We start from the raw sequence: 17028 nt of genomic DNA on the forward strand, positions 1-17028 counted from the left end.
AGGACGGTCGTCAAACCGTCATGATCTCGGCTTCCTTGCTTTGCACGAGCTTGTCGATTTCGGCCACGTGCTTGTCGGTCAGCTTTTGCACGTCGTCGCTCGCACGGCGCTCGTCGTCTTCCGAGATTTCCTTGTCCTTCACGAGCTTCTTGAGCGCTTCGTTCGCGTCGCGGCGCAGGTTGCGGATTGCGACCTTGGCCGTTTCGCCTTCGCTCTTGACGACCTTGGTCAGCTCGCGGCGGCGCTCTTCCGTCAGCGCGGGCATCGGCACGCGGATCAGGTCGCCGGACGTTGCCGGGTTCAGGCCGAGATCGGCTTCGCGAATGGCCTTCTCGACCTTCGCGACCATCGGCTTTTCCCACGGCTGCACACCGATCGTGCGCGCGTCGACGAGCGTCATGTTGGCAACCTGCGAGATCGGCACCATCGACCCGTAGTAGTCGACCTGCACGTGATCGAGCATGCCGGTGTGCGCACGGCCCGTACGGATCTTCGCCAGATCGCTCTTGAATGCATCGATCGAGCGCTGCATCTTCTGCTCGACGCCCTTCTTGGTATCAGCGACACTCATTTCAACCTCCGAACCTTCAAACCTTCAAAAAATGCGGGCACTGCCCGGCGCACCATGCACACCAGGGCCGACGACCCGCATCCGCGGGAGTTTACACGTGGACGAGCGTACCTTCGTCCTCGCCCAGCACGATGCGCTTGAGCGCGCCCGGCTTGTTGATCGAAAACACGCGAATCGGCAGCTTCTGGTCGCGGCACAGCGCAAAGGCCGTCGCGTCCATCACCTGCAGGTTGCGGCTGATCGCCTCGTCGAAGGTGATCGTCGTGTAGCGCGTGGCCGCCGGATCCTTCTTCGGATCGGCAGAATATACGCCATCGACCTTGGTCGCCTTCAATACGACCTCGGCGCCCACTTCCGAACCGCGCAGCGCGGCGGCCGTGTCCGTCGTGAAGAACGGGTTGCCCGTGCCGGCCGCGAAGATCACGACCCGGCCTTCCTCGAGCTGACGGATCGCGCGCGGCCGGATGTACGGCTCGACGACCTGGTCCATCCGCAGCGCGGACTGCACGCGCGCCTCGATGCCGGCGTGGCGCATCGCGTCCTGCAGCGCCAGCGCGTTCATCATCGTGGCAAGCATCCCCATGTAGTCGGCGGTCGCGCGGTCCATGCCGGCTGCGCCACCCGCGACACCGCGGAAAATATTACCGCCGCCGATCACGACCGCAAGCTGCGTCCCGAGACGCACGACTTCGGCGATATCGGCCACCATCCGTTCGATCGTCGCGCGATTGATGCCAAAGGCATCGTCGCCCATCAGCGCTTCGCCGGAGAGTTTGAGGAGGACGCGTTTATAGGCATTGGACATAGGGGCTTCCGAGCGACGAGAGGATGACAACCACGAACTGTAGGGGCGAAATACTGATTCGGGCAAGCGCCGACGGTCGGACCGGGTTTCCCGGCCGGCCGGCGGCGGCGCCGACCGCGGCGGAGCGGACGCCCGCCGCGGATACTGCCTGACTGCTTACTGCTGCTTTGCTGCTGCGACTTGCGCGGCCACTTCGGCGGCGAAGTCGTCCTGGCGCTTCTCGATGCCTTCGCCGACGACGAACAGCGCGAACTTCTGCACTGCGGCATTCGCTGCCTTCAGCATCTGTTCGATCGTCTGCTTGTCGTTCTTCACGAACGTCTGGTTCAGCAGCGACACTTCCTTCAGGTACTTCTGGACGCTACCGTCGACCATCTTCGCGACGATTTCGGCCGGCTTGCCCGATTCCGCAGCCTTTTGCTCGGCCACGCGGCGCTCCGTCTCGATCAGCTCGGCCGGAACATCAGCCGACGACAGCGCGACCGGCTTCATTGCCGCGATGTGCATCGCGACGTCCTTGCCGACCTGCTCTTCGCCGCCCGTGTACTCGACGATCACGCCGATACGCGCGCCGTGCAGGTACGTCGCGATCTTGTTCGCGGTTTCGAAGCGGACGAAACGGCGGATCGACACGTTCTCGCCGATCTTGCCGACCAGTGCCAGACGCACTGCGTCGACCGTCGAGCCTTCGAGCGGCAGTGCCGACAGCGCGGCCACGTCGGCCGGGTTCTGCGTCGCGACGAGTTCGGCGACCGTCTTCGAGAACGCGAGGAAGTCGTCGTTCTTCGCGACGAAGTCGGTTTCGCAGTTCAGTTCGACCAGCGCGCCTGCGTTGCCGCCGACGAACGATGCGACGACGCCTTCAGCCGTCACGCGCGATGCCGCCTTGCTCGCCTTGTTGCCGAGCTTGACGCGCAGCAGCTCTTCAGCCTTGGCCAGATCGCCGTCGGCTTCCGTCAGCGCCTTCTTGCACTCCATCATCGGTGCGTCGGTCTTTGCGCGCAGTTCTGCCACCATGCTTGCGGTAATTGCCGCCATCATTCGCTCCTTGAGTCTGTATTCACAACGCCGCCCGCTTTGACGCGGACGGCCGAGATTCGTTTCCGGACCCGCGCCGATTCGGCGCGATCAGGTCCGGCGCACAAGCTTAAAAAAAGGGGGCCTGTTGAGAGCCCCCTTTTTGCGCCGGCTCGGGGCCAGTTACGCGTTTTCCTCGACGTACTCGTCGTCGCCGCGTGCTGCCTGGACCACTTCGTTGACCGCGTTCGCACGGCCTTCGAGGATCGCGTCGGCCACGCCTTCAGCGTACAGCGCGACTGCCTTGCTCGAGTCGTCGTTGCCCGGGATCACGTAGTCCACACCTTCCGGCGAGTGGTTCGTATCGACCACGGCGATGACCGGCACGCCCAGCTTGTTCGCTTCGGTGACGGCAATCTTGTGGTAGCCGACGTCGACGACGAAGATCGCGTCCGGAATGCCGCCCATGTCCTTCACGCCACCGATCGACTTTTGCAGCTTGGCGATTTCACGTTCGAACAGCAGCGCTTCCTTCTTGCTCATCTTCTCGGTTTCGCCCGATTCGACGGCCGCTTCCATGTCCTTCAGGCGCTTGATCGACACCTTCAGCGTCTTGAAGTTCGTCATCATGCCGCCGAGCCAGCGTGCGTTGACGTACGGCATGCCTGCGCGCTGTGCTTCCTGAGCGATCGTGTCGCGCGACTGGCGCTTCGTACCGACGAACAGGATCGTGCCGCGGTTCGCTGCCAGCTGACGCACGTACTTCTGTGCGTCCGTGAACATCGGCAGCGTCTTTTCGAGGTTGATGATGTGAATCTTGTTGCGGTGACCGAAAATGAACGGAGCCATCTTCGGGTTCCAGAAGCGCGTCTGGTGACCGAAGTGGACACCCGCTTCCAGCATTTGGCGCATCGTAACTGCCATGTAAATTCTCCACGAGGGTTGGGTCTTAAGCCGGCTGCCGTACCGCCGCGCGAACCTGCCCCGAAGGGCGTCGAATTCAGCGCGGCCGGCACCCTGGTTGCGCCGGCTTGCGATTCGGCACGTGCGGAATGCCCGTGCCGTAAGCCTTTCACCGCGATGCTGCCCCAAGATGGGGAAAACTCAGCATTTGGATATCGACTTAGCCAAAGAGTATAGCACGCCGATTTGTCCGCTCTCAAGTCGCGCACCACTTTCGCTTGCCGCGCGGCAGCCGGCCGGACAATCCGCGAAAACCCGCATCCGCGCGGCCGGCAGGGGCTGCGAGGCCCGCCATAAGGTGCGATAATCCGTCAATTCACCGCATTCCAGGCATACCTCGATGGCTATTACGCTCAAAAACGAACACGATATCGCCGAGATGCGCGTCGCCTGCCGTCTCGCGAGCGAAGTGCTCGACTTCATCACGCCGCACGTCGTCGCGGGCATCGCGACCGCCGAACTCGATCGCCTCTGCCACGAGTTCATGCTCAACGAGCAGGGCACGATCCCCGCGCCGCTGAACTACCAGCCGCCCGGCTACCCGCCGTACCCGAAGGCCACCTGCATTTCCGTCAACGACGTGATCTGCCACGGCATTCCCGGCGAGAAGGTGATCAAGAACGGCGACGCGCTGAACATCGACATCACCGTGATCAAGAACGGCTACTTCGGCGACACGAGCCGGATGTTCATCGTCGGCGAGGGTTCGATCCTCGCGAAGCGCCTCGTGCAGACCACCTACGAGTGCATGTGGCTCGGCATCGACCAGGTCAAGCCCGGCGCGCACCTCGGCGACATCGGCTACGCGATCCAGAAGCACGCGGAAGCGCAGGGCTACAGCGTCGTGCGCGAATACTGCGGCCACGGCATCGGCACGGTGTTCCACGAGGATCCGCAGGTCGTCCATTACGGCCGGCCGGGCACGGGCATCGAGCTGAAGCCCGGGATGATCTTCACGATCGAGCCGATGATCAACGCCGGCAAGCGCGACATCCGCACGATGCCCGACCAGTGGACGGTCAAGACGCGCGATCGCAGCCTGTCCGCGCAGTGGGAGCACACGGTGCTCGTCACCGAAACCGGCTACGACGTGCTGACCGTGTCGGCAGGCACGCCGGCGCGCCCCGTGTTCGCGCAACCGACCGCCGCGGTCTGAGCGCCGTCGCGCCCGCCCCGCCCGCACCTGAACGGCCCCCCATGAGCGCTCACGCTGCCCCCTCTCCCGAAGCGCTGTCGCGGCGCGCCGAATTCAAGGCCGCCAAGACCGACATGCTCGAGCGCTTTCGCCGCGCGACGAACGTCGCGTCGCTGATGCACGCGCTGTCGAAACTCACCGACGACGCATTGAAGCGCGTGTGGGACGAATGCGGGCTGCCCGCGACACTCGCGCTCGTCGCCGTCGGCGGCTACGGGCGCGGCGAGCTCGCGCCCTATTCCGACGTCGACATCCTCGTGCTGCTGCCCGATGCGCACGACCCGGCGCTCGATGCGCGCATCGAGCGCTTCATCGGGATGGCGTGGGATCTCGGCCTCGAGATCGGCAGCAGCGTGCGCACGGTCGCGCAGTGCATCGACGAGGCGTCGCAGGACGTCACGGTACAGACGTCCCTGCTGGAAGCACGCCGCATCGTCGGCAGCACCGCGCTGTTCGAGCGCTTCACGGTGCGCTACCACGAGGCGCTCGACGCACGCGCGTTCTACACCGCGAAAGTGCTCGAGATGCGCCAGCGCCACGCGAAGTTCCAGGACACGCCGTACAGCCTCGAACCGAACGTGAAGGAAAGCCCCGGCGGGCTGCGCGACCTGCAGACGATCCTGTGGATCGCACGCGCGGCGGGTTTCGGCAGCAGCTGGCGCGAGCTCGACACGCGAGGCCTCATTTCCGAACGCGAAGCGCGCGAGTTGCGCCGCAACGAAGGCTTCCTGAAGACGCTGCGCGCGCGGCTGCATGTGATCGCCGGCCGCCGCCAGGACATGCTCGTCTTCGACCTGCAGACGCAGGCGGCCGAGAGCTTCGGCTACCAGCCGACGCAGGCCAAGCGCGCGAGCGAACAACTGATGCGTCGTTATTACTGGGCCGCGAAAGCCGTCACGCAGCTCGCGACGATCCTGATCCAGAACATCGAGGCGCAGCTGTTCCCCGCGACGAGCGGCATCACGCGCGTGCTGTCGCCCGATCGCTTCGTCGAGAAACAGGGGATGCTCGAGATCGTCGACGACAGCGTGTTCGAACGCCATCCCGACGCGATCCTCGAAGCCTTCCTGCTGTACGAAACGACCCGCGGCGTAAAGGGCCTGTCCGCACGCACGCTGCGCGCGCTGTACAACTCGCGCGAAATCATGAACAACGCGTGGCGCCGCGATCCGCAGAACCGCCGCACGTTCATGCTGATCCTGCAGCAGCCCGAAGGAATCACGCACGCGTTCCGGCTGATGAACCAGACGAGCGTGCTCGGTCGCTACCTGCTGAACTTCCGCCGCATCGTCGGCCAGATGCAGCACGACCTGTATCACGTGTACACGGTCGATCAGCATATCCTGATGGTGTTGCGCAACATCCGCCGCTTCGCGGTCGCCGAGCATGCGCACGAATATCCGTTCTGCAGCCAGCTGATCGGCAACTTCGAGCGCCCGTGGGTACTGTATGTCGCGGCGCTGTTCCACGACATCGCGAAGGGCCGCGGCGGCGATCACTCGACGCTCGGGATGGCCGACGCGCGGCGCTTCTGCCGCGAGCACGGGATCACCGGCGACGACGCGGCACTGATCGTGTGGCTCGTCCAGCATCACCTGACGATGAGCCAGGTCGCGCAGAAGCAGGACACGAGCGACCCCGAAGTCATCAAGCGCTTCGCCGAACTCGTCGGCAACGAACGACGGCTCACCGCGCTCTACCTGCTGACTGTCGCCGATATCCGCGGCACGAGCCCGAAGGTGTGGAACACGTGGAAGGGCAAGCTGCTCGAGGACCTATACCGCATCACGCTCGCGGTGCTCGGCGGCGCCAACCCCGACGCGCATTCGGAACTGAAGTCGCGGCAGGAACAGGCACTCGCGCTGCTGCGCCTCGAGACCGTGCCCGACGACGCGCACCGCGCGCTGTGGGATCAACTCGATGTCGGCTTCTTCCTGCGTCACGATGCGGCCGACATCGCGTGGCAGACGCGTGTGCTGTACCGGCACGTGAACGCCGAAACCGCGATCGTCCGCGCGCGGCCGTCGCCGATCGGCGACGCGCTGCAGGTGCTCGTGTACGTGAAGGACCGCCCCGACCTGTTCGCGGGTATCTGCGCGTATTTCGACCGCAACGGGCTGTCGGTGCTCGACGCGCGCGTCAGCACGACGCGGCACGGCTATGCACTCGACAACTTCATCGTCACGCAGACCGAACGTGACGTGCGGTACCGCGACATCGCGAATCTCGTCGAGCAGCAGCTCGCGACGCGTCTCGCCGAAACGGCACCGCTGCCGGAGCCGTCCAAGGGCCGCCTGTCGAGGCTGTCCCGGACGTTTCCGATCACGCCGCGCGTCGACCTGCGGGCCGACGAGCGCGGCCAGTACTACATCCTGTCCGTGTCCGCCAACGACCGGCCGGGCCTTCTCTATTCGATCGCGCGCGTACTCGCCGAGCATCGGGTCGGCGTCCATGCGGCGCGGATCAATACGCTCGGCGAACGCGTCGAGGACATCTTCCTGCTCGCGGGCGCCGGCTTGTCCGACAACCGCCTGCAGATCCAGCTCGAAACCGAATTGCTGCGCGCGATCGCAGTCTGAATGAATCCCAGCGTTTATGCGCACCAAACTGACCGTCAAGAATCCGCAGCCGGCGTCGCCGACCCGCGCACCCGTCCGCTCCGGCAGCCACGTTGCCCGCAAGGCGGTGCGCCCCGCCCCGCCGCCCGCGGCAGACAAGCCGGCGCGCCCGAAAAAGGCGGCCCCGGCTGCCGGCGGCGAACGCACGTTCAAGCCGCGCGGCGCCGCGGGCGCCGAGCGCCCGGGCGCGGATCGCGCAACGGCCAAGCGTGCGCCGCGCGACGGCGGTGCCGAACGCAGCAGCTATCGCGGCGCTGACGGCAAGCCCGCGGCGCGTGGCGAGCGCGGTGAGTCCCGCCCGTATCGTGGCACCGATGCCCGACCGGCAGGCGACCGCCGCAGCGGTGACAAGCCGTTCAGCCGCGGCAATCCCGACGCGCGCCCGCCCCGTCGCGACGACGATGCACGGCCGCGCCGCGCGGGTGCCGAAGGCGGCCCGCGTGCGCCCTATCGTGACAACGCAGCCGGTGAAGGTGCGAAGCGCAGTTATGGCGAGCGCCGCACGTCGTCGGACCGCCCGCCTCGTCGCAGTGATGACGATGCACGGCCGCGCCGCGCAGGTGCCGAAGGCGGCCCGCGTGCGCCCTATCGGGACAAGGCAGCCGGCGACGGCCCGAAGCGCAGCTTCGGCGACCGCCCGCCGCGCCGCAGCGACGACGACGCACGGCCGCGCCGCGCGGGCGCCGAAGGCGGCCCGCGCGCACCCTATCGCGACAACGCAACCAGCGAAGGCCCGAAGCGCAGCTATGGCGAGCGCCGCACGTCGTCGGATCGTCCGCCCCGTCGCAGCGATGACGACGCACGTCCGCGCCGCGCAGGCGCAGAAGGCGGCCCGCGCGCACCCTATCGTGACAAAGCAACTGGCGACGGCCCGAAGCGCAGCTTCGGCGACAGCCGTACGCCGTCGGACCGTCCGCCCCGCCGCAGCGATGACGATGCACGTCCGCGTCGCGCAGGTGCCGGCGAAGGCGGCGCACGCGCGCCCTATCGCGACAAGGCAACCGGCGACGGCCCGAAACGCAGCTTCGGTGACAGCCGTACGCCGTCCGACCGACCGGCTCGTCGCAGCGATGACGATGCACGTCCGCGCCGCGCAAGCACCGGCGAAGGCGGCGCACGCGCACCCTATCGCGACAAGGCAGCAGGCGAAGGCGCGAAGCGCAGCTTCGGCGACCGCCCGGCTCGCCCCGCACGCGCCGACGAGCGTAGCGGCACCGAGCGCCGCTCGACCGGTGCAGGCCTGAAGACCTCGCAACCCGTCAAGCGCCAGGCGGCCGACATCGATTACGGCGACGAAACGGGCCTGATGCGCCTGTCGAAACGGATGTCCGAACTCGGCATGTGCTCGCGCCGCGAAGCCGACGAGTGGATCGAAAAGGGCTGGGTGCTCGTCGACGGCGAACGCATCGACACGCTCGGCACCAAGGTGCGCGCCGACCAGAAGATCGAGATCGACGAACGCGCGAGCGCCGAGCAGGCCGCGCAGGTGACGATCCTGCTGCACAAGCCGGTCGGCTATGTGTCAGGTCAGGCTGAAGACGGTTATGAACCGGCGGCCGTGCTGATCACGCGCGGGAACCACTGGAGCGGCGACCATTCGCCGCAGCGCTTCTCGCCGCAGCACCTGCACGCGCTTGCGCCGGCCGGCCGGCTCGACATCGATTCCACCGGCCTGCTCGTGCTGACGCAGAATGGCCGGATCGCGAAACAGCTGATCGGCGAGCAGTCGGACATCGACAAGGAGTACCTGGTGCGGGTGCGCTTCGGCGAACGGCTGCTCGACATCGACCAGCACTTCCCCGCGGAATCGCTCGCGAAGCTGCGCCACGGCCTCGAGCTCGACGGCGTCGCGCTGAAGCCCGCGATGGTGAGCTGGCAGAACGGCGAGCAGCTGCGTTTCGTGCTGCGCGAAGGCAAGAAGCGCCAGATCCGCCGCATGTGCGAACTGGTCGGCCTCGACGTGGTCGGCCTCAAGCGCGTGCGGATGGGGCGTGTGATGCTGGGCGCGCTGCCGCAAGGGCAATGGCGCTATCTGTCGGCCGACGAGACGTTCTGACCGCGGGCACGCGATGTGTGCCATGCAATGAAAAAGCCCGCGCGCATGCGGGCTTTTTCGTTTCCGGTGGACCGGACGTGGCGAACCGGGCACCGGCAGCACGCCGGCCGCCTCGCATGCCGGTCAGTCGTCGGCGGCCGGATCGAGCCCCGGGAACAGCACCTCGGTGAAGCCGAAGCGCGTGAAGTCGGTAATCCGCATCGGATACAGCTTGCCGATCAGGTGATCGTATTCATGCTGGACCACACGCGCATGAAAATCGTCGGCAACGCGATCGATCTTCTGGCCGAACTGATCGAAGCCGCTGTAGCGCACCTTCGCGTAGCGGCTGACGACGCCGCGCATGCCCGGCACCGACAGGCAGCCTTCCCAGCCCTCTTCCATGTCCGGCGGCATGTACTCGATCTTCGGGTTGATCAGCACGGTCTCGGGCACCGGCGGCGCATCCGGGTAGCGGTTGTTGTTGCCGAAGCCGAAGATGATGATCTGCAGCCCGATGCCGATCTGCGGCGCGGCCAGGCCGGCACCGTTCGCGTGGTGCATCGTCTCGAACATGTCCGCGACGATCTCGTGCAGTTCGGGGGTGTCGAACCGCTCGACCGGTTTGGCGATTTCGAGCAGGCGCGGATCGCCCATCTTCAGGATCTCGCGAATCATGGCGTATTACCCTCCAGGAGTTGGTGCAGGCCGTCTTCGTCCAGCACGGGGATGCCGAGTTCCTCGGCCTTCGCGAGCTTGCTGCCGGCTTCGGCGCCCGCGACCACGTAATCCGTCTTCTTCGATACCGAGCCCGCCACTTTCGCGCCCGCCGCTTCGAGCATCTCCTTCGCGGCATCGCGCGTGAGGGTCGGCAGCGTGCCCGTCAGCACGACCGTCTTGCCGGCCAGCACGCCTTGCGGCGCCTTCGGCGCGGGCGGCCCTTCCTGCCATGTGACCTTGCCCGGCGCGCGCAACTGCTCGATCACGGTCCGGTTGTGCTCTTCCGCGAAAAACTGGTGGAGCGATTCGGCGACGATCGGCCCGACGTCGTTGACTTCGAGCAGTTCGTCGAGCGACGCGTCCATGATCGGCGTCAGCGAGCCGAAGTGCTTCGCGAGATCCTTCGCGGTCGATTCGCCGACATGGCGGATACCGAGCCCGTAGATGAAGCGCGCGAGCGTCGTGTGCTTGGCCTTCTCGAGCGAATCGAGCAGGTTCTGCGCAGACTTCTCGGCGAACCGGTCGAGCTCCGCAAGCGTCGCGAAGCCGAGATTGAACAGGTCGGCCGGCGTGCGCACGAGATTCAGGTCGACGAGCTGGTCGATGATCTTCTCGCCGAGCCCGTCGATGTCGAGCGCGCGGCGCTGCGCGAAGTGCCACAGCGCCTGCTTGCGCTGCGCCGGGCAGAACAGGCCGCCCGTGCAGCGCGCGATCGCCTCGTCCGGCAGGCGCTCGATCTTCGAGCCGCACACCGGGCACTCGGTCGGCATCACGAATTCGGCCGCATCGTCCGGGCGCCGGTCGAGCAGCGCGCCGACAACCTCCGGAATCACATCGCCCGCGCGCCGCACGATCACGGTGTCGCCGATCCGGATGTCCTTGCGGCGCACCTCGTCCTCGTTGTGCAGCGTCGCGTTGGTCACGGTCGCGCCGCCGACGAACACGGGCTCGAGTCGCGCGACCGGCGTGATCGCGCCGGTACGGCCAACCTGCACGTCGATCGCGACGAGCGTCGTCAGCGCTTCCTGCGCGGGGAACTTGTGCGCGAGTGCGAAGCGCGGCGCGCGCGACACGAAGCCCAGGCGCTCCTGCTCGTCGCGCCGGTTGACCTTGTAGACGACGCCATCGATGTCGTACGGCAACGACTCGCGCTTCTCGCCGACCTTGCGGAAGAAACCGAGCAATCCTTCGGCGCCGTGCACGACCGCGCGCTCGCGGTTCACGGGCAGGCCGAGCGACTCGTACCAGTCGAGCAGCGCGCTGTGCGTGTCGGGCATCGGCATCCCGTCGAGCACGCCGATTCCGTATGCGAAGAACGACAGCGGACGCTGTGCGGTGATCTTCGAGTCGAGCTGGCGCAGGCTGCCGGCCGCCGCGTTGCGCGGGTTCGCGAATTCGCGCTGCTCGGCCGCGCGCTGGCGTTCGTTCAGGCGTGCGAAATCGCGCTTGAACATCAGCACCTCGCCGCGCACGTCGAGCACGGCCGGCACATTCGCCCCCTTCAGCTTCAGCGGAATCGAGCGGATCGTGCGCACGTTCCCGGTCACGTCCTCGCCGGTCGTCCCGTCGCCGCGCGTCGACGCCTGCACGAACACGCCGTGCTCGTAGCGCAGCGAGATCGCGAGGCCGTCGAACTTCAGTTCGCACGCGTATTCGACGGGCTCCGTCACCGAGCCGGCGAGATCGGTCGTCTTGTCGAGCGCGTCGGCGACACGCTTGTCGAACGCTGCGATGTCCTCGTCGGCGAAGCCGTTGTTCAGCGACAGCATCGGTGCGTCGTGAACGACCGGCGTGAAACCGCCGGCCGCCTCGCCGCCGACGCGCTGCGTCGGTGAATCGGGCGTCACGAGTTCGGGATGGTCGGTTTCGAGCTGCTGCAGTTCGCGGAACAGCCGGTCGTATTCGGCGTCGGGCAGATCCGGCTGGTCGAGCACGTAGTAGGCGTAGTTCGCCCGCTCGAGTTGATCGCGCAGCCACGCGGCACGCGCGTCGGGCTGGCTGGCTGGCGGTTCGGCTTGGGTTCGGGCCATGCTGGCGGCAAATTCGTTCTGAGAAAATCGGATGCCCGATTATCTCAGTTTGGCGCCGTGGCGGGGCGTGCAATGCGCGCCCGACAAGCGTGCTGCAGCGCACACGGAAAGGTGTGCGCTGCAACGGCGAACGACGGCGCCGAAGGCCGTGGTCCGCGCAATCGCGTTACTGGCTGAAGAGGCGGCGCGTGACCGGCGAACCGGCCGGAATGCCGGCTTCCTCGAGCTTCGCGTACAGCTTCATCAGTTGCTGCTCGATCGCCAGCAGCGTCGACTCCGGCAGCGGCCGGCGCGAATCGTCGACGACCCGCGCGCCGATCCGTTCCGACAGCGACTTCGCGTAATCGCACATCAGCCGGAACGGCAGGATGTCCTCTTCGGCGACTGGCACGTCGAGCACCAGCGTGATCATGTTGCCGCCTTTGTACGTGAGGTCGTCGCGCAGGAAGTTCGTGTCGCCGAACTGCAGCATGAACACGGGGTTCTGCTTCGCGTCGAGCTTCACGAAACGCGTACCGTCGCGCGACAGCAGCAGTCCGTCCTGCGACGCGACAGCCTGCACGTAGTTCGCCGACCACGGTGCGCCGTCCGACATCACGTTGATCGACAGTTGCGCGTCGCATTGCGCGGCAAAGGCGTCGAGCTCGCGTGCCATCGCCACCGTTTCCATCATGTCCGGGAATTCCGGCGCGCCGTCGATCGCGTCCGCGAACTGCTGGACACCCGTCACGAATTCGGAGAACTCGAGTTCGTTCAGCGCGCCGCTGCGGTTCGCGAGCTGCGCGGCCGCGCGCAGTTCGTCGTAGCGCACGCCGTTCTGCAGCAGCTCCCACTGGCCGCCGTCCGGCTTGCCTTCGATGTGCACCGGCTTGCTGCCGGCACGGCGCAGCCGCTGCGCGGCCGGCAGGATCTTGTCGCCCGGCAGCGGCCCGGCGAGGCGGATCGGCACGATGCAGTCGATCCGGCGATCGACGATTGCGGGCGGCGCCGACGAGATCGTCGTCGCCGCCGGCAGCACCGGTTCGGACGGCTCGGCCGATTCAGCGGCCGCTTCGTGCATGGCGACAGGCACCGCTGCTTCACCGGCGGCCGGTTCGGTCGACTCGGACGACAGATCGACACCGGTCGCCTCGGCCTGCAGATCGGCCGGCATGTCGGCAGGTGCCGCGCCACCGAACGTCGGCTCGACACGCGCGACTTCGGCCGGCGTGGCGGCCGCCGCAACCGGTGCCGCGGGCTCGCGCCGCACCGGCTGGCGCACCGGCTCGATGAACGGCAAATCTTCGTCGCGCTCGGGGCGATTCATCGCCTCGGCCGCTTCCTCCGGCATCGGGCGCGGCATCCTGCGCCGCACCTTCGCGCCCTGCCATGCGTTGTAGACCACGACGCCGCCCACCACGACGGCGCCCGCGCCGATCAAACCGAGTGTCAACTCGTCCATGCACGCTCCATCAGCAATTCTTTTTCGTCGGAACCGCGAACGGGCGCCCATGCGCCACGCGAACGCGGTCCGGTTTCGTCAAACGTCAATTCTGGGCAAAACCCGCGGCGGTTTCCATGTCCACCGCAACGATCCGCGACACGCCCTGCTCCTGCATCGTCACGCCGATCAGTTGCTGCGCCATCTCCATCGCGATCTTGTTGTGCGAGATGAACAGGAACTGCGTCTTGTTGGACATCGCGCGCACGAGGTTCGCGAAACGTTCGGTGTTCGCGTCGTCGAGCGGCGCGTCGACCTCGTCGAGCAGACAGAACGGCGCCGGGTTCAACTGGAACATCGCGAACACCAGCGCGGTCGCGGTCAACGCTTTCTCGCCGCCCGACAGCAGGTGGATCGTCGCGTTCTTCTTGCCCGGCGGCTGCGCCATTACCTGCACGCCTGCATCGAGAATCTCGTCGCCCGTCATGATCAGCTTTGCCTGACCGCCGCCGAACAGGCGCGGGAACAGGTCGCTGAAGTGACGGTTGACCTCGTCGAAGGTGCCCTGCAGCAAAGTGCGGGTTTCCTGGTCGATCTTGTGGATCGCGTCCTCGAGCGTCGTGATCGCGTCGATCAGGTCGGCCGACTGCGCATCGAGGAACACCTTGCGCTCGCTCGCGGCCTTCAGCTCGTCGAGCGCGGCCATGTTCACCGGGCCGAGCGCGTTGATCGCGTTGTTGAGCCGCGTGACCTCGCCCTGCAGGTACGACGGCTTGAGATCCGGTGTCAGCTTCTCGGACAGCGCGGCCTCGTCGACCTCGGCCGTCGCGAGCTGCTCGGCGAACTGCTCGACGGACAGGCGCGCGGCCTGCTCCTTCAACTGCAATTCGGTAATGCGGTCGCGCAGCGGCTGCAGCGAACGCTCGGCGACGAGACGCTGCTCGTCCGACGCGCGCAGCTTCGCGGTCAGGTCGTCGAGCTCGATCCGCGCGGCCTGCAGCGCCTCTTCCTTCACCGCGCGAATCTCGAGCGCGTCCTGCAGGCCCGTGTGCGCGGTTTGCTCGTTGATCGTCTCGAGCTCGGCGCGTGCATCTTCCAGCGACGCGGCGACGCGTTCGCTCTGTTCGTGCGCGACCTGGATGCTGCGCTTGAGCTCGTCGATCCGGGTCACCGCGTTGCGTGCCGCGAAGCGCGCGTCGTTCGCGCCGCGCTCCAGGTCACGCGCTTCCTGACGCGCCTGCGTCAGCGATTCGTCGAGCGATTCGAACGCAAGCTGGTTGTCCTCGAAGCGCGCCTGCAGTTCCGCGAGTTCGCCGTCGAAGCGCTCGAAATTCGCTTCCGACTCCGCGCGCAGCGCGCGCTGCTCTTCGATCTGCGCGCCGATTTCCTCGAGTTCCTCGCGGATCTGCGTACTGCGCTGCGTGTAACGTTCGTGCGCCTGCGCGAGCTTCAGCACGTCCATCTGCAGCGCGTGCACGCGCTGCGTCGCACGCTCGGCCTGCGCGCGCACGTCGCCGAGCGCCTGCGTGGCCTGCGTGTGCGCGGCTTCCGCGCGCACGGCTGCCGTGCGCGCCTCATCGGCGAGCAGCGCCTGCGCACGCACCTGGCGTGTCAGGTTTTCGATTTCCTGCTGGCGGGCCAGCATCCCGGCCTGCTCCGAATCGGCCGCGTACAACTGCACGCCCACGCGCGTGACGATATGGCCGGCCTTGACGACGAACGCGCCGCCTGCCGGCAGTTGCGTGCGCGTCGCGAGCGCCTGCGCGACGTCGTCGGCGACATACACGTTGCCGAGCCAATCGTTCAGCACCGCGCGAATGCCCGCGTCGTCGATGCGCACGAGCGACAGCACCGGACGCAGCCCGGCCACCGCCGCGGGCGGTTCGCCGGCCGCGGGCGGCGCGTAGAACGCGAGCTTCGCGGGCGGCGCATCGGTCGCGAACGCCTTCACCCAGTCGAGATTCGATACCTCGAGCGCGGCGAGGCGCTCACGCAGCACGGCCTCGAGCGCCGCTTCCCAGCCGGCTTCGACGTGCAGCTTCTTCCACAGACGCGGCAGCGCGCCGAGCTCGTGCTTGTCGAGCCACGGCTGCACCTTGCCTTCCGTCTGCACGTTTTCCTGCAGCTGCTTCAGCGCGGCCAGGCGCGCCTCGAGCTGGTGGATCTGTGCGGCTTCGGCCTGCACGCGCTCCTGCGCGGCACGGCGCTCGCCATCGAGACGCGGCACCGTTTCCTGTGCATCGGCGAGACGCGCCTGCGCTTCGGCCAGGATTTCTTCCTGCTCGGCGAGCTGCATGCGCAGCTCCTCGAGCTGTGTCTCGTCCGGCGCGTCGAGCCCGCCCGCTTCGCTCTTCAGGCGCTCATGGCGCTGCTGAAGCTGCTGGAGCTGCTGGTCGGCGTTGCGCTGGTGCGCGGCTTCGAGCTTCAGCGACTGTTCGGTCTGCGCGATCCGCGCGCGCTCGTCGTTGAGCTGCGCCTGCGCATCGCGCCACTTCGCTTCGAGCGCCGGCAGCGCGTCGTGCTTCGCGGCCGCGTTGTCCTCGGCGAGCGCCGCCTTCTCGTCGGCCATCGCGCGCGCCTCTTCGGCTTCCTCGAGCTCGTCCTGCGACTTCTCGGCCTGCGCGCGCCATTGCTCGCGCTGCGCGTTCAGCGCGGCGATCTGCGCCTGCACGCGGTTGCGCGATTCGACGATGAACTTGATCTCGGCTTCGAGGCGGCTCACCTCGGCGTTCGCCTCGTAAAGCGAACCCTGTGCGCCCTGCATCGCATCACTCGCCGCGTAATGCGCGACGCGCAGCGTTTCGAGCTGCGACTCGACCTCACGCAGCTTCGCGGTCTGCGCCTCGAGGTCGATCTGCGCCTGTTCGATCGCGCGCTGCTGCTTCTGCTGCTCGCCGGCGGCCTCGTTCTTGCGCAGCAGCCACAACAGGCGCTGCTTCTCCTCGCCGTCGGCGACGAGATCCTTGTACTTGGTCGCGACGACGGCCTGCGCCTCGAGTTTTTCGAGGTTCGCGCCGAGTTCGCGGACGATGTCCTCGACGCGCGTCAGGTTCTCGCGCGTGTCGTGCAGGCGGTTCTCGGTCTCGCGGCGGCGTTCCTTGTACTTCGATACGCCCGCGGCTTCCTCGAGGAACACGCGCAGCTCTTCCGGCTTCGCCTCGATGATCCGCGCGATCATGCCCTGCCCGATGATCGCGTATGCACGCGGCCCGAGGCCCGTGCCGAGGAAGATGTCCTGGATGTCGCGGCGGCGCGCCGGCAGGTTGTTGATGTAGTAGCTCGACGTGCCGTCGCGCGTGAGCACGCGCTTCACGGCGATCTCGCCGTACTGGCCCCACTGCCCGGCCGCGCGGCCGTCGGAGTTGTCGAAGATCAGCTCGACGCTGGCCCGGCTGCCGGGCTTGCGGGCGGTCGAGCCGTTGAAGATCACGTCCTGCATCGACTCGCCGCGCAGCTCGGAAGCGCGCGACTCGCCGAGCACCCAGCGCACGGCGTCGATGATGTTGGACTTGCCGCACCCATTCGGGCCCACCACGCCGACAAGCTGGCCCGGAACCTGGAAATGCGTGGGATCGACAAAGGATTTGAAGCCAGCGAGTTTGATCGAGCTCAGACGCACGGCGGTATCGGATGTGAAGAAGGTGTCAAACGGAC

General features: G+C 67.0%; 11 protein-coding genes. 3 read left to right on the forward strand and 8 right to left on the reverse strand.

What is annotated here, in order from left to right; all coding sequences use genetic code 11:
* Positions 1 to 10: 10 nt before the first annotated feature.
* The 4 genes from frr to rpsB all read right to left on the reverse strand — a co-directional run bounded on the left by frr (position 11) and on the right by rpsB (position 3317).
* The gene (gene frr / locus VL15_RS22565; RefSeq protein ID WP_048248629.1) at positions 11 to 571 is read right to left on the reverse strand and encodes a ribosome recycling factor; all 561 of its coding nucleotides are present in this window, start codon (positions 569 to 571) and stop codon (positions 11 to 13) included.
* A 91-nt stretch (positions 572 to 662) separates the two neighbouring features.
* Complete coding sequence (gene pyrH, locus VL15_RS22570) at positions 663 to 1376, reverse strand: UMP kinase (protein WP_048248631.1); 714 nt, start codon at positions 1374 to 1376, stop codon at positions 663 to 665.
* Between the two features lie 156 nt (positions 1377 to 1532).
* On the reverse strand, positions 1533 to 2414 hold the full coding sequence (tsf, locus tag VL15_RS22575) for a translation elongation factor Ts (RefSeq protein ID WP_048248633.1): 882 nt from the start codon (positions 2412 to 2414) through the stop codon (positions 1533 to 1535).
* Positions 2415 to 2576: 162 nt separating this feature from the next.
* Positions 2577 to 3317 carry a 30S ribosomal protein S2 gene (rpsB, locus tag VL15_RS22580; RefSeq protein WP_011352461.1) on the reverse strand — a complete coding sequence of 247 codons (741 nt, stop codon included), beginning with the start codon at positions 3315 to 3317 and terminating at the stop codon, positions 2577 to 2579.
* Positions 3318 to 3696: 379 nt separating this feature from the next.
* Here rpsB and map point away from each other — a divergent pair, with 379 nt between their 5' ends.
* From map to VL15_RS40435, 3 genes are read left to right on the forward strand one after another with little or no spacing between them, the layout of a single operon-like run.
* Positions 3697 to 4512, forward strand: a complete 816-nt coding sequence (map, locus tag VL15_RS22585) for a type I methionyl aminopeptidase (RefSeq protein WP_048248635.1) — start codon at positions 3697 to 3699, stop codon at positions 4510 to 4512.
* Positions 4513 to 4553: 41 nt separating this feature from the next.
* Entirely contained in the window at positions 4554 to 7130 is a 2577-nt protein-coding gene (locus tag VL15_RS22590) for a [protein-PII] uridylyltransferase (RefSeq protein WP_048248637.1), read from the forward strand.
* A gap of 16 nt (positions 7131 to 7146) precedes the next feature.
* Positions 7147 to 9225: a pseudouridine synthase gene (locus VL15_RS40435; protein WP_080970915.1), complete on the forward strand. Its 2079-nt coding sequence runs from the start codon at positions 7147 to 7149 to the stop codon at positions 9223 to 9225.
* A 123-nt stretch (positions 9226 to 9348) separates the two neighbouring features.
* Here the strand turns inward: VL15_RS40435 and def are convergent, their stop codons facing one another.
* The 4 genes from def to smc form a co-directional block, all read right to left on the reverse strand.
* Positions 9349 to 9882 (reverse strand): peptide deformylase, encoded by a 534-nt coding sequence (gene def / locus VL15_RS22600; protein ID WP_048248639.1) that lies wholly within the window; start codon positions 9880 to 9882, stop codon positions 9349 to 9351.
* Positions 9879 to 11954: an NAD-dependent DNA ligase LigA gene (gene ligA, locus VL15_RS22605; RefSeq protein ID WP_048248641.1), complete on the reverse strand. Its 2076-nt coding sequence runs from the start codon at positions 11952 to 11954 to the stop codon at positions 9879 to 9881. Before ligA ends, def begins: the two co-directional genes overlap by 4 nt.
* 166 nt (positions 11955 to 12120) lie before the next feature.
* Entirely contained in the window at positions 12121 to 13395 is a 1275-nt protein-coding gene (locus tag VL15_RS22610) for a cell division protein ZipA C-terminal FtsZ-binding domain-containing protein (RefSeq protein ID WP_048248642.1), read from the reverse strand.
* 85 nt (positions 13396 to 13480) lie between these two features.
* Entirely contained in the window at positions 13481 to 16993 is a 3513-nt protein-coding gene (gene smc / locus VL15_RS22615) for a chromosome segregation protein SMC (protein ID WP_048248912.1), read from the reverse strand.
* Positions 16994 to 17028: the final 35 nt, after the last annotated feature.

Source organism: Burkholderia cepacia (assembly GCF_001039005.1).
GTDB lineage: Bacteria > Pseudomonadota > Gammaproteobacteria > Burkholderiales > Burkholderiaceae > Burkholderia > Burkholderia theae.

Excerpts from the sequence above, each read along its gene's own strand:
- ligA (WP_048248641.1), bottom strand. The coding sequence starts at position 11,954 with ATGGCCCGAACCCAAGCCGAACCGCCAGCCAGCCAGCCCGACGCGCGT.
- tsf (WP_048248633.1), bottom strand. The coding sequence starts at position 2,414 with ATGGCGGCAATTACCGCAAGCATGGTGGCAGAACTGCGCGCAAAGACC.
- pyrH (WP_048248631.1), bottom strand. The coding sequence starts at position 1,376 with ATGTCCAATGCCTATAAACGCGTCCTCCTCAAACTCTCCGGCGAAGCG.
- VL15_RS22590 (WP_048248637.1), top strand. The coding sequence starts at position 4,554 with ATGAGCGCTCACGCTGCCCCCTCTCCCGAAGCGCTGTCGCGGCGCGCC.
- def (WP_048248639.1), bottom strand. The coding sequence starts at position 9,882 with ATGATTCGCGAGATCCTGAAGATGGGCGATCCGCGCCTGCTCGAAATC.
- VL15_RS22610 (WP_048248642.1), bottom strand. The coding sequence starts at position 13,395 with ATGGACGAGTTGACACTCGGTTTGATCGGCGCGGGCGCCGTCGTGGTG.
- frr (WP_048248629.1), bottom strand. The coding sequence starts at position 571 with ATGAGTGTCGCTGATACCAAGAAGGGCGTCGAGCAGAAGATGCAGCGC.
- rpsB (WP_011352461.1), bottom strand. The coding sequence starts at position 3,317 with ATGGCAGTTACGATGCGCCAAATGCTGGAAGCGGGTGTCCACTTCGGT.
- VL15_RS40435 (WP_080970915.1), top strand. The coding sequence starts at position 7,147 with ATGCGCACCAAACTGACCGTCAAGAATCCGCAGCCGGCGTCGCCGACC.
- map (WP_048248635.1), top strand. The coding sequence starts at position 3,697 with ATGGCTATTACGCTCAAAAACGAACACGATATCGCCGAGATGCGCGTC.